The 13,430-nt window shown below is 56.6% G+C and carries 11 protein-coding genes; 7 read left to right on the forward strand and 4 right to left on the reverse strand.

Going from position 1 to position 13,430, the window contains the following annotated elements; all coding sequences use genetic code 11:
- Positions 1–21: 21 nt before the first annotated feature.
- Positions 22–975 (forward strand): universal stress protein UspE, encoded by a 954-nt coding sequence (gene uspE / locus FCN80_RS02635; RefSeq protein ID WP_136988340.1) that lies wholly within the window; start codon positions 22–24, stop codon positions 973–975.
- A 211-nt stretch (positions 976–1,186) separates the two neighbouring features.
- Here uspE and pntB read toward each other — a convergent pair whose 3' ends face one another.
- A complete protein-coding gene (gene pntB / locus FCN80_RS02640; RefSeq protein WP_136988341.1) occupies positions 1,187–2,575 on the reverse strand; it encodes a Re/Si-specific NAD(P)(+) transhydrogenase subunit beta in 1,389 nt (462 codons plus the stop codon).
- 11 nt (positions 2,576–2,586) lie between these two features.
- The gene (gene pntA, locus FCN80_RS02645) at positions 2,587–4,119 is read right to left on the reverse strand and encodes a Re/Si-specific NAD(P)(+) transhydrogenase subunit alpha (RefSeq protein ID WP_136988342.1); all 1,533 of its coding nucleotides are present in this window, start codon (positions 4,117–4,119) and stop codon (positions 2,587–2,589) included.
- Between the two features lie 521 nt (positions 4,120–4,640).
- Between pntA and ydgH the strand changes: the two genes are divergently transcribed.
- Positions 4,641–5,594 carry a DUF1471 family protein YdgH gene (gene ydgH, locus FCN80_RS02650; RefSeq protein WP_136988343.1) on the forward strand — a complete coding sequence of 318 codons (954 nt, stop codon included), beginning with the start codon at positions 4,641–4,643 and terminating at the stop codon, positions 5,592–5,594.
- 55 nt (positions 5,595–5,649) lie between these two features.
- Here ydgH and FCN80_RS02655 read toward each other — a convergent pair whose 3' ends face one another.
- Positions 5,650–6,075 (reverse strand): hypothetical protein, encoded by a 426-nt coding sequence (locus FCN80_RS02655; protein WP_136988344.1) that lies wholly within the window; start codon positions 6,073–6,075, stop codon positions 5,650–5,652.
- A gap of 314 nt (positions 6,076–6,389) precedes the next feature.
- Here FCN80_RS02655 and rstA point away from each other — a divergent pair, with 314 nt between their 5' ends.
- The gene (rstA, locus tag FCN80_RS02660) at positions 6,390–7,115 is read left to right on the forward strand and encodes a two-component system response regulator RstA (protein WP_136988345.1); all 726 of its coding nucleotides are present in this window, start codon (positions 6,390–6,392) and stop codon (positions 7,113–7,115) included.
- On the forward strand, positions 7,112–8,407 hold the full coding sequence (gene rstB, locus FCN80_RS02665) for a two-component system sensor histidine kinase RstB (RefSeq protein WP_136988346.1): 1,296 nt from the start codon (positions 7,112–7,114) through the stop codon (positions 8,405–8,407). The genes rstA and rstB overlap by 4 nt, the downstream gene beginning before the upstream one ends.
- On the opposite strand, the gene FCN80_RS02670 is transcribed toward rstB, so the two are convergent.
- Complete coding sequence (locus FCN80_RS02670; protein ID WP_136988347.1) at positions 8,379–11,453, reverse strand: NEL-type E3 ubiquitin ligase domain-containing protein; 3,075 nt, start codon at positions 11,451–11,453, stop codon at positions 8,379–8,381. The genes rstB and FCN80_RS02670 overlap by 29 nt on opposite strands.
- Positions 11,454–11,801: 348 nt before the next feature.
- On the opposite strand from FCN80_RS02670, the gene asr reads away from it, so the two are divergent.
- The 3 genes from asr to FCN80_RS02680 all read left to right on the forward strand — a co-directional run bounded on the left by asr (position 11,802) and on the right by FCN80_RS02680 (position 13,429).
- Entirely contained in the window at positions 11,802–12,200 is a 399-nt protein-coding gene (asr, locus tag FCN80_RS02675) for an acid resistance repetitive basic protein Asr (RefSeq protein ID WP_136988622.1), read from the forward strand.
- A 148-nt stretch (positions 12,201–12,348) separates the two neighbouring features.
- Positions 12,349–12,429, forward strand: a complete 81-nt coding sequence (gene ydgU / locus FCN80_RS27670; RefSeq protein WP_479684751.1) for a small membrane protein YdgU — start codon at positions 12,349–12,351, stop codon at positions 12,427–12,429.
- Between the two features lie 121 nt (positions 12,430–12,550).
- The gene (locus FCN80_RS02680; protein ID WP_230492454.1) at positions 12,551–13,429 is read left to right on the forward strand and encodes a trypsin-like serine peptidase; all 879 of its coding nucleotides are present in this window, start codon (positions 12,551–12,553) and stop codon (positions 13,427–13,429) included.
- The last annotated feature ends 1 nt before the right edge of the window (position 13,430 follow it).

A 13,430-nucleotide genomic window follows, 5' to 3' on the forward strand; every position in this document is an offset into this window, starting at 1 on the left:
AGCAGAAACCAGGAGACTCTAATGGCCAAGTACAATAGTCTATTGGTCGCAATCGACCCCAATCAGGATGATCAACCAGCGCTGCGCCGGGCTGTTTACTTGTTTCATAAATTGGGCGGCCGCATCAAGGCTTTCCTGCCCATTTACGATTTTTCCTACGAAATGACCACCCTGCTCTCCCCGGACGAGCGCACCGCCATGCGCCAGGGGGTGATAAGCCAGCGCACCGCCTGGATTGAAGAGCAGTGTCAGCATTATTTGCACAGCGGCGTTCCCATCGAAATCAAAGTGGTATGGCATAACCGCCCCTTCGAGGCCATTATCCAGGAAGTGCTGGCGTTCAAACATGACCTGGTCTTAAAGATGGCCCATCAGCATGATCGCTTCGAATCAGTGATATTTACGCCCACCGACTGGCATTTGCTGCGCAAATGCCCCTGCCCGGTCTGGATGGTCAAGGACAAGCCCTGGCCTGAAGACGGTAAAGCCCTGGTGGCGGTCAACCTCTCCGGCGAAGAGCCCTATCATGATCCGCTCAACATCAAGCTGGTCACAGAAGCCATGGAGCTGGCCGAACAAGTGAACCACACCGAGGTCCATCTGGTGGGCGCCTATCCGGTCACCCCTATCAATATCGCCATCGAACTGCCGGATTTCGATCCCAGCGTCTATAACGACGCCATTCGCGGCCAACATCTGATCGCCATGAAAAGCCTGCGGCAGAAATTCCAGCTGGACGAAAAATTCACCCATGTGGAAAAGGGCTTGCCGGAGGAAGTGATACCGGATCTCGCCGAGCATCTCGACGCCGGCGTAGTGGTGCTGGGCAGCATCGGCCGCACCGGATTTTCGGCCGCGTTTATCGGCAATACCACGGAACTGGTGATCGACCATCTCAAATGCGACCTGCTGGCTATCAAACCGGACGAATTCGTCTCGCCGGTAACGCTGGAAACCGGCGATCAATACGAATAACCCTTTCCATCGCCAACAACCGATGACGCGCGTCACCCATGAAACGCAAACACCCGTCGCTATGCGCCATACAGCCAAAGACATCGCGGCGGCATGGGCATCGCCGCCTATTTGTCGCCAGCGGGAGCGAGGATAAAGGCCCCGGATGGGGCCTTTATCCGGCCGGCTTATCGGAACGCAAGGTAAGCCGGCCGGAGTGTGGACCGACGATTTACAGCGCGCGCAGGATCGCTTCCACGCTGGCCTTGGCATCGCCAAACAGCATCTGCGTGTTTTCCTTGTAAAACAGCGGGTTTTGCACCCCGGCATAACCGGTATTCATGGACCGCTTGAAGACAATGACATTCTGGGCCTTCCAGACTTCCAGCACCGGCATTCCGGCGATGGGACTGCGGGGGTCTTCCTGAGCCGCCGGGTTCACGGTATCGTTGGCGCCAATGACCAAAACGGTATCGGTATCGCTGAAATCGTCATTGATCTCATCCATTTCCAACACCACATCATAAGGGACCTTGGCCTCCGCCAGCAACACGTTCATGTGGCCAGGCAAACGACCGGCCACCGGATGAATGCCGAACCGGACTTTTATCCCGCGGGCAACCAGCTTGTCGGTAATGTCGTGTACCGGATACTGTGCCTGGGCCACGGCCATGCCATAGCCCGGCGTGATAATCACCGACGTGGAGTTCTTCAACAGCTCCGCCACTTCCTCGACGGTTGTTTCCCGGTATTCGCCCACTTCGGAGGCATCGCCGAGACTGGAGCCGTCAGTGCCGAAACCGCCGGCGATAACGCTGACGAACGAACGATTCATGGCTCGGCACATGATATACGACAGTATCGCCCCGGAAGACCCCACCAGCGCGCCGGTCACAATCAGCAGGTCGTTGTTGAGCATGAAACCGGCCGCCGCCGCCGCCCACCCGGAATAGGAGTTCAGCATGGACACCACCACCGGCATATCGGCGCCGCCGATGGACGCCACCAGATGAATACCGAACACCAGCGCAATCAGCGTCATCAGCAGCAAGGCGATGGATTGCAACGCGATGCTATCGGTTCTGACAAACAACACCAGCAGCAGGAAAGAAACGATTATGGCCGCCAGATTCATATGATGGCGAAAAGGCAGCATCAGCGGGCGGGACGGAATTTTACCGCGCAGTTTACCGAATGCCACCACCGAGCCGGTAAAGGTTACCGCACCAATAAACACGCCCAAAAAGACTTCGGTCAGATGGATATTGACCATCACCGGACTCACTATTTCGCCGTGGCTGAGGTAGCTGTTATAGCCCACCAATACCGCCGCGAGACCGACGAAACTGTGCAGTATCGCCACCAGTTCGGGCATCTCGGTCATTTCAACCTTGCGCGCCAGATAAACGCCGATACTGCCGCCTATCGCCATTGCGACGATGATCCAGCCGATATTACTGGTATGCGGCCCTAATATGGTCGCCAGCAAAGCGATAAACATCCCGATGATGCCAAACAGATTGCCCTGTTTTGATGTCTCGTGTTTGGACAACCCGGCCAGGCTGAAAATAAACAATATAGCAGCAACAATATATGCCGCCGTCACCAATCCTTCAGACATGGATCAACCCCTTAATTTTTACGGAACATTTTCAGCATGCGCTGAGTCACGGTGAAGCCGCCGAATATATTGATGCTCGCTATCAGCACGGCAATAAACGACAGGAAAGACACCCACCCCCCATGTCCGATTTGTAATAACGCGCCGACCACAATGATCCCGGATATGGCATTAGTGACCGACATCAGCGGGGTATGCAACGCATGGCTGACGTTCCAGACGACGTAATATCCCACTACGCACGCCAGGGCGAAGACCGTGAAATGCGAAAGAAAGTCGCGCGGCGCAACGCTGGCCAGCCAGCCGAACAGCAAAATGGCCACGGCCAAAATGATGTATTTTTTCAGCGGCGAGGCGGGCTTCTTCTCGGCCTTGGCCGCGGCGGGTTCGGCCGGCTTGGCTTGCTGCGGCTGGGCGGAGACTTTGATGGGCGGCGCCGGCCAGGTCAGTTCGCCGTTTTTGACGACGGTAACGCCGCGAATTACGGTATCCTCAAAGTCCACCACGATTTCGCCGTTTTTCTCTTTACAGAGCAGTTTAAGTAAATTAACCAGGTTAGTGCCGTACAATTGGGACGACTGAGTGGGCAGACGGCTGGGCAAATCGGTATAACCGATGATGCGCACGCCGTTCTCGGTCACAGTGACGGTATCGGCCACGGTAAGCTCGCAGTTGCCGCCGTTTTGCGCCGCCAGGTCGACGATAACGCTGCCGGCTTTCATGGACTCGACCATGTCTTTGGTGATAAGCCTCGGCGCCGGTTTACCGGGAATCAGCGCGGTGGTGACAATAATATCGACATCTTTGGCCTGGGCGGCGAACAATTCCATTTCCGCCTTGATGAAAGCCGCCGACATGACCTTGGCGTAACCGTCGCCGCTGCCGGCCTCTTCTTCGAAATCCACCTCCAGGAATTCGGCGCCCATACTTTTGATTTGTTCTTTTACTTCTGGGCGGGTATCGAATGCGCGAACGATGGCGCCCAAGCTGCCGGCCGCGCCGACCGCCGCCAATCCCGCCACGCCCGCGCCGATAACCAGCACCTTGGCCGGCGGCACTTTGCCCGCGGCGGTGATCTGGCCGGTAAAGAAGCGGCCGAATTCGTGCGCGGCTTCCACAATGGCGCGATAACCGGCGATATTGGCCATGGAACTCAAGGCATCCAGGGATTGGGCGCGGGAGATGCGCGGCACGGAATCCATCGCCATGACGGTAATATTTTTAGCGGAAAGCTTTTCCAGCAGAGCGGGGTTTTGCGCCGGCCAGATAAAACTCAACAAAGTCGCGCCGCTCTTGATAAGCGGGATTTCCTCATCGGTGGGCGCGTTGACTTTAAGGATAATATCGGCTTGCCAGACGTCGGCGGTATCTGTGACGGCGGCGCCCGCCGCCTGAAACGCGGCATCCTCGAAACTGGCCGATTTTCCCGCCCCGCTTTCAATCGCCACTGTGAATCCCAGTTTCAGCAATTGTTCCACGGTCTTAGGCGTTGCGGCAACGCGGGCCTCATTGGCCAGACGTTCTTTGGGTACACCAATTCGCATAGCTTTACCTTTTAGCTGTTTTTTATTAGGAAATAACCGTCATCCTGACCCAAATGCCAAATATGCCATACAACAGAGCCAAGGATTACTTCGCCTGTGTCATATACTAACCTACTCAAAATAAAAACCTCGGTCCATCCGGCGCCGCGGTAAACAACTTTTTTGTTGGAAAACCGCCGCTAACCGCCGGTCTCACGCAATTGTTCTCCCTGTTGACATAAATTACTGAGACACTCGCTATTATTACATGCCATAATCGGCAGCTATCTGTTATACATCAACAGTTCAGCATGTTTATACCCTAAATGTGTTGCGTCGCATCGCGACGGCAGTGAGCGACAAATTCGTCGGGAGCGAATTTGACCCGCCAGCGGCGGGCCCCCGGTAAGAGACAGGATGTCTTTGCTTCATCCCCGGCCACATGGCGGGCGATGCGGCCGGGATGCGCGAACGCGGCCGGCAAAGAGGCGATGCGCAATTTGGCGGATATAGCGTGAAAGCGTACGTCGAAAGGACTTTTTATGAAGCTGAAGAACACCATACTGGCCTCAGCGTTACTGACATTGACAACCGTGTCGGTGCAGGCCGCCCAAGAGCTGACACCGGAAAAGGCAGCCAGCCTGCAGCCCTTTGATAGGATCAATATTACCGGCCGATTCATTTCCATCGGCGATGCCTCCGACGCGGTGTCCAAACGCGCCGACCAACTCGGCGCCTACGCCTACTATATTCAGGGCATCAATGACGCCAGCAGCAGCGGCAACTGGCGGGTCACCGCCGACCTGTACCACAAGGACGCGCCGGCCGCCTCCACCGCCACCCAATACCGCGTATTCAACGGTGTCAAGGAATTACCCAAGGCCGAAGCCAATCTGCTTGAGCCGTTCGACACGGTGACCATCAAAGGCCTTTACCACAGCCAGCCCGATGTCAACGACGCAATCAGCAAACTGGCCAGGGAGAAAGGCGCCGCGTCTTTTTATATCGTGCGGCAGATTGACGCCAATGAAGGCGGCAATCAATATGTCACGGCCTTCATTTATAAAGCCAACGCGCCGAAACGGGTCGTGCAGGATCCCGACGCCATACCGGCGGATTCCGATGCCGGCCGCGCGGCTCTGGCTGCCGGCGGCGCCGCGGCCGCCAAGGTGGAAATACCGGGTGTGGCCTCCTCCGCCTCGCCGGCGTCCAATGTCGGTCGTTTCTTCGAAACCCAATCGACCGCTGGTGGCCGTTACACTGTAACGTTGCCGGACGGCACCAAGATCCAGGAAGTCAACAAAATCACCGCCGCGCAGATGGTGCCTTTCGACTCAGTGACCTTCACCGGCCACTATAACAGTATCACCGACATCTCCAATGAAGTGGCGCGACAAGCCGCCAAAAAAGGCGCGAAATATTATCATATCACCCGCCAGTGGGAGCAGAATCAGAGCGGCGGCAACGTCACCGTTTCCGCGGATCTGTTTAAATAAGCGCCGGTTAGACATAGAGAAAGGGCAAGTTCCCCCTTGCCCTCTTTATTACAGCTCAGGCGGCGGGTTGTTCCGATGCGCCCGACAGATGAATGGACAACCGTTCGTCATGCTGACGCAGCGACAGCGATTCGCCATATTCCCGCCGGATAGCGCCAAGCTGTTCATTTTCCAGCGCATAAGGCAAGCGGATATCGATCCGACCGATACCCTGACGCCGCGCCAAGGCAATTAGCCGGATGATATTGGTTTCGTCGTTGACTTGAGTGGAAAGCACCTGGAGCGCCAGCGCCTTGAACCGCTCCTGACGGGTCTGCGTGTGCGCGGACGGCCGTTTGGTGACGATGCCGAAAATCGGCATGACGCCGTAAATGGCGTCGATAAAACTCCAGCGCTTTTTGCAACTGGCCGACAGGTAATGGGTGTAATCAAAGCAAAGCTTCTCGTCAGGAGCCTCAGCATGTAGCCGGTATCTTGCCATTTCGCCGCACCTCCTTCCCGCCGCAGTCATCCGTCCGACAATAAGACACGTTGACACTATACCACAACAGAACAGGCCATGCCGCAACAGACCCCATAAGCGTGAATGCCGCAATGGTAATATTTTGTTTAGCGTCACACCGGAATTTTATTATTTTTGATGTCGGCAAGACTTCTTCATGTTTATCCGATGGCGGATCCCCCCGACAGGCGTTATGCTCATACCGCTTCAAATTTGAAGGCCGGTTTGCCGGCATTTTGAAACGATGGACCCCTATTGTTTCTTTCGCCCTTTGTATGCAGATTACCGTCACGATGAATAAAATAGTCTTTGTGGAAGATGACGCTGATGTCGGCAACCTTATCGCCGCTTGGCTTGCCAAACATGATTTCGAGGTTATTCTCGAAGGGCGGGGAGATCGCGCGCAAGACGTGATCATCCGCGAAAAACCCGATCTGGTGCTGTTGGACATTTTATTGCCTGGCAAGGACGGCATGACCCTGTGCCGGGATTTGCGTCCGCTCTACCACGGTCCCATCGTTCTGCTGACATCCCTTGATAGCGACATGAACCATATTCTGTCATTGGAGATGGGCGCTAACGATTATATTCTCAAAACCACGCCGCCCGCGGTATTACTGGCGCGTCTACGGTTGCATCTTCGCCAGAATTCCGCAACGGCCCGCGAACCGGCCGCCCCGGCCGGCGCCGTCGGCAGTGTTTTGCATTTCGGTCAGCTGAGCATCGATTTAACCAACCGGGAGGTGGTGCTCGGCAATGAAAACATCACGTTGTCCACCTCGGATTTTGAACTGCTTTGGGAGCTGGCCACCCATGCCGGAAAAATCATGGATCGCGAAGCCTTGTTGAAAAATCTGCGCGGGGTGAGCTATGACGGTCTTGATCGCAGTATTGATGTGGCCATATCGCGGCTACGGAAAAAACTTTACGACAACGCGCTGGAGCCGTTTCGCATCAAGACTGTTCGCAATAAAGGCTATTTGTTCGCGCCGAACGCCTGGGAGAGCGCCCGGTTATGAGGAAGTTGTTCATCCAGTTCTATCTGCTGCTCTTCGTGTGTTTTCTGGTCATGACGCTGTTGGTCGGACTGGTCTATAAAGTCACCGCCGAGCGCGCCGGCAGGAAGTCCATGGACGACCTGATGAAAAGCTCGCTGTATCTGATGCGTAACGAGTTGCGCACTATCCCGCCCCGCGACTGGAACAAAACCATCAATAAACTGGATCTGAACCTGTCGTTCAGTTTGCACATTGAACCATTAAAAAAATATCAGCTTTCGCCGCGGGATGATCTGCAATTGCGCCGAGGGGAAATCGTCGCGCTGGATGACGAATATACCTTCATCCAACGGATCCCCCGAAGCAATTATGTGTTGTCGGTGGGTCCCATTCCCTATTTGTTCTTTATTCATGAAATGCGCTTGTTGGACCTGGCGCTGCTGGTTTTCATCGGCTTGTCGTTGGCCCTGCCCGTTTTTATCTGGATGCGGCCGCATTGGCAGGACATGTTGAAGCTGGAGGTGGCGGCGCAACGTTTCGGGGCGGGTTTTCTGGAGGAGCGCATCCATTTCGATAATGCCTCAAGCCTTTACCGGCTTGGGGTGGCTTTCAACCAGATGGCGGACAACGTCAATACCCTGATCGCCAGTAAAAAACAGCTTATCGACAATATCGCCCATGAATTGCGCACGCCGCTGGTGCGGCTGCGTTATCGGCTGGCCATGAGCGAGGGCGTGTCCGCCGAGGAATTGGAACGGCTGAATCACGATGTCACCCAGTTGGAGGGATTGATTGACGAACTGCTGACATTCGCCCGGCTTGACCGGCCGCAAGTCACGTTGAATCTCTCGTCGGTGAATTTGCCCGACTGGCTGCGGGAGAAACTGGCCGATACCCGGCTGGTGCACAGTGAGCGCGTTATTCATCAGGATATTCCCAACGGCGGCGAGTTCGGCCAGGTTGACGCCCGGCTGATGGAGCGGGTCTTGGATAATCTGGTCAACAACGCGCTGCGCTACAGCCAGCAAATGATCAGCGTGAAATTGGGCGCCGACGACGGTTACGGCTTCCTGCAAGTGGACGACGACGGTCCCGGAATCCCGGAAAACGAGCGACAGCGCATCTTTGAGCCTTTTGTGAGGCTTGATCCCAGCCGGGACCGAAGCACCGGCGGTTGCGGATTGGGGCTGGCCATTGTCCGGTCCATCGCCCAGGCCCACGAAGGTCAGGTGATTGCCGACAACAGCCCGTTGGGGGGCGCCCGGTTACTCTACCGCTGGCCCATCAACCGTGCTTCCCTTTCCCATCGGTGAACAAGCGGGTAGCGAACCATTCAATAAACGTGCTGATAAATGTCCCGAACTTAAGGCTTTTATTCCGCGTCAGGGTCAGTCGACGGGCAGCCAGCACTTCCTCGGTCAACGCCATATCGATAGCGCGGATAAGCGCCAAGCGGGTAGGATCGTCCGACGCGGAAATGGCCGCGCGCTTACTGGCGGCCGCATCATAACGTGGCGTTTCAATGCGCCGCATCACCTTCTGCCAAGGCTCCCATTGCGCCAGCCAGGCTGGAAACTGCTGCTCTTCACTGGTCGCCACAACGGCGCGCGCCCGGCGCAGTTCATCCGCCGTCACACCGTTTTGGCTGTATCCTCTTGACCTGCCAGTCAATAAAGAGGATTGCGGCGACTCGCTAATACGTATCTGGTAGGCCAAATAAATGGCGATTTCATCCACCGCGTCACCCTGTTCGGCCAAGGTCGCCAATTTTTGTCGGGCAAACCGTTCCAATTGCTCCATGCGGAACATTTTCCGACCCAGGGCGATTAACTCCGGCAACGCCGTATCATACCGACCGATTTCGATCTCATGTACCACCAGCGCCTTTTGCATTTCGCCGTACATCAGGACTACCACCCGATCGCCGCCTTTCTCGGCTTCGCGGGCGATGGCGAAGGTCAGTTTGCGCAACGCGGGCGAATCGGCAAGCTTGCCCAGCCACGCGATAACCCGGCGTTCCAGATCGGGCACGATGCTTGTGTTTTTGATGGCCCACAGCCGATTCAGGAAAAGATGGAACGCCGCCGCGTTGTCTTGTGCCACAAATTCCGCCCAGCGATTCTCCGCGGCCTTTCTTTGCCGCGGCGGCAGCCAGGCCGCCACCGTCACGTTGAGCGGGCGAATCCAGCGCAGGCAGTCGGCGAAAGAGGGCCCGCGATAGTCGGGCTGGTAGATACGCCGCCACAGCGCCAACCGCGTCGGCTCGGGGAAAGGAGTATGCTGTAGGCGGATGCGGCTGCGCTCGGGCAGTCGAAATACGGATTCGGGCACCGTGGTGAACTGGAAACGGCTGGCGTCCAGCGTGGACAATGCGCCAGGCAACCTCTCTGGCAGCGACGCCAGCGGATTGAATCTGACATCAAGCCCCTGCAACCCCTCCGGCAAGGTATCCGGCAGCGATGTCAGCCTGTTGCTGTAAGCGATGAGCGTTTTCAGCCCCTCCGGCAAAGTGTCCGGCAACGATGTCAACTGGTTGTCGTAAGCGACCAGCGTTTTCAGCCCTTCCGGTAACCGGTCCGGCAGCGCGGAGAGCGCGTTGCCCGCCACCCGCAAGTGGGCGCAGGGCGGCAACGCGTTCGGCAGCGATCGCAACAGCAGCGATGACAGGTCAAGATCGCCGGTTTCTTTTTCCAGACAGGCCTTGAGCAGCAATACCGCTTCGGCGCGCTGTTCATTCTCTTCCGCGCCCTTCGCCCAGGCATGCCATACCCGGTAGTAGCGATTGTAATAGACGGCATGGCGACTGATATCACAGGACTGCTCTTCCGTTAAGGCCAGCAGATTCCTGGCGATAAGAATTTCCCGGCTAAGCCGACAATCAATCTCGTGGTCTATTTCGTCCAGAACTATCCGGCCGATGACGCGCCGGGCGTCCTCATCATGCGTAAGATGCGCTTCACGCAAGCGCGAGGCCAGTTTTTCGGCGAAGTCCTTCTCCAATACGGCATGCCGCTCCCGCACGGCGGCGGCGCAACGTGTGGCGTCAATACGCCGCAACACGGATTGCCAAGGCTTCCACTGCGCCAGCCAGGCCGGAAATTCCTCAATTTCCCGTAGCGCCACCTTGGCTCTGGCGTGGCGCAAATCGTCCGGCGAGATATCGGCCAGATGGAAGTATTTTATGTGTTCCGCCATCATGGCCAGGCGCAAAGGTTTGCTGGTTTTGATTTGATAAGCGAGATAAACCGCGATCTCATCGATCTTTTTCCCCTGTTTTTCCGCCGCGGCGACATGGGCCCGCGCAATTTCCTCAAGCCGCGCCAGGCGAAACATTTGCCGCCCCAGGGTGATCAAGTCGGGTAGCGATGTGTCGTACCGCCCGGTCTCCACATCGTGAAGCGCCTTGGTTTTTTGCATATCGTTATAGGCCAGGATTACGCGATCCTCGCAGGTTTCCGTGGCGGTCAGCGCCACCGCGAACGTTTTTTCGCGTAGTTCCGGCGAATGGGCGAGCATCGACAACCAGTCGGCCACCTGCCGCCCGAATTCGGCAACGCCTCTTGCGCTGTCGCTATTTCCCAACCGGATCAGGAATCGATGAAACGCCGCCGTGTTTTCCTCTTGGACGATATCGTGCCAACGGCTTTCCACCGCGCTCATGTGTTCCGGCGTAAACCAGGTCGCCACCGTGACATTCAGCGGACGCAGCCAACTGAGGCTATCCAGGAACCAGGGACCACGGTAATCGACGCGATTGATCCGCCGCCATACCCGAAGTCGTTCCGTTTCGGTCAGCGCCAACTGGGGAACACAAACACAACACGCGTCGGAGAGTTGAAACAGACTCTCCGGCAACGTAGTGAAATGGCATTGCCCGATATCCAGATACGTTAGTCCGACCGGCCATGCGGCGGGCAACGCGTTCAGGGGGTTGTGCTGGACTTCGATTTTCTCCAGACCGTCGGGCAAGCCGTCCGGCAACGCGGACAGCAGGTTGTTCCCGGCCTGCAATATCCTGAGATTTCCCGGCAGCGACCCGGGCAATGCCGTAAGCCGATTGTCGGTTACCATCAGGCTTTCGCAGGGGGGCAAAAGGTCCGGCAGCGCGGCCAGCGAGAGCGATTTAAGATCGAGCTCCGCCGCCTTTCGCTTCAAACAATCCTTCATCCTCGCCACCGCCATACCGCGGCGCTCGTTATTGCCGGCGTCTTTTTCCCATTGTTCCCACGCCGCGTAATAGGTTTTACGCCTGGCGGCGCGATCCATCGACGTTTCGGCGGCTGAGGGGCCTTCAACCGCACGCCGATAACCGTGCAGCCCCCGGAAAGAGATATGTGCGCTAGGGTCGGTGGGAAACACGGTGCTGGCCTCCTCGTGGTATTGGCTTTACATCTTTTTTCTTTCGCAGGAGGAGAGTCTATACAGGTCAAATGAATGAATATTTCATATTTACGCGGTTTCTGACGAGAATGACGCTTACGTCAAGACGCCCTTTGCCGCGGCGTTCGTCAACGGTCCGCCGGCGCCGCCGAAGGCCGTGCCGCCAGGGAGGGAAATATCGCCGTTCGCCAGGCCCCATCCGTTTGTACATTTGGTTACACGCCGATACCAAACACTCACGGACAGTGTTCCGGCAATCCCCTATTGTTTGGTCACCGGCCCCAGTCCGGGGTTGTAATTAGAAACCGCAATTCTGAGGATTTGACGATGAAAAAAGTACTTGCAATGGTTGTTGCAGCCGCCATGGGATTGTCCAGCGTCGCTTTCGCCGCTGATGCCGCAACCTCCACCACCGCTCCGGCAACGGCCACCACTTCCGCTGCTCCCGCTGCGCCGGCTAAAGCCGTTCACCATAAAAAACGCGTTAAAAAAGCCAAGAAAGCACCGGCTCAAACCGCTCAAGCCGCTAAAAAGCATGTAAAGAAAGTGCATAAGAAAGCCGCCCCGGCGCAAACCGCCCAAGCCGCTAAAAAGCATGTAAAGAAAGTGCATAAGAAAGCCGCTCCGGCGCAAACCGCCCAAGCCGCTAAAAAACACGTCAAAAAAGTCCATAAGAAAGCCGCTCCGGCCGCTGCCGCTAAAACCGCCGCTCCGGCTGCCAAATAAGCTTTCGACCTGAATAAGGCGTAAGCGCCGTGCGGGTCCGGCCACAGAAGTGCGGCTATGGAAGCTGAAGAAGTAGTCATTTTAGCGAGTTATTTTTAGCTAGACGACACCCGTTTTCTCGGGTGTCGCTTTCTTTAGGGCCTCACCTATGCTGCGCCGCTATATGTATGAAATCATTTTGGGGTGTCTGATCGTTTGCGCGATCGTCAGCGCTTTTTTTTACCTCTAGTCCCGCGCATTCTTCATCAGGACGTGTGCTCCATCGGATGGTGTCTATCTTAGTGCGCTGAAATGCCGCGCGATTTCAGCTCAATCTCATCGATGTCAACTATAAGGAATGATATTTTCTCATGGATGATATCCTCACTTTTCTGAAGGCATGCCTGTTTATGCGCCATCTCCCGCTATTGCTGCTCTGTCTATCATGTTTGGGTATCAGCAACGCGACCGCCGCCGGACTCACCAAAGAGCAAAAAACGCTGTTCTTCGGTCATGATCATCGCCACCCCGTCAGCCAGCCCGATGCCTTCCCCTGGCAAGCGATAGGTCAGGTTGAAACCGCCAGCGGCAACCTTTGCACCGCCACACTGATTTCGCCTCACCTGGCACTCACTGCCGGTCACTGCGTGCTGGCGCCGCCTGGGGTTATCGATCAGGCCGTGATGATCCGCTTTATCGCCGTTAAACAGCATTGGCGCTATCAAAGCAGCGCCATTGAAACGCTGGTGGACAAAGATCTGGGCAAAAGGCTCAAACCGGACGGCGACGGCTGGATAGTCCCGCCGGGAGCGGCGGCTTACGATTTCGCGCTGATCCGGTTAAAAAAACCCTTCGCCAAGATAACGCCGTTGCCGATATGGCAAGGCGACCGCCAGCAGTTGACCCGGCAAATGAAACAGGACGGCCGTCGGGTGACCCAGGCCGGCTATCCGGAAGATCATTTGAATACCTTGTATGTGCATCAGGATTGCCAGGTCACCGGTTGGGCGCAAAACGCGGTATTGTCCCACCGTTGCAACACCTTGCCCGGCGACAGCGGTTCGCCGCTGATGCTCAATACCCCCGCCGGCTGGCAACTGATTGCCATACAAAGCTCCGCCCCCGCCGCCAAAGATCGCTACCGGGCGGATAACCGGGCCTTGGCGGTAACCGCCATCCGCGGCGAGTTGCTGGCGCTGTCCGCCGGCGGCAAAACCGCGACCGGCGCCGTGCGCAAAACCGGCAAATAAC

It is taken from the genome of Martelella alba (assembly GCF_005217455.1).
Lineage (GTDB): Bacteria > Pseudomonadota > Gammaproteobacteria > Enterobacterales > Enterobacteriaceae > Acerihabitans.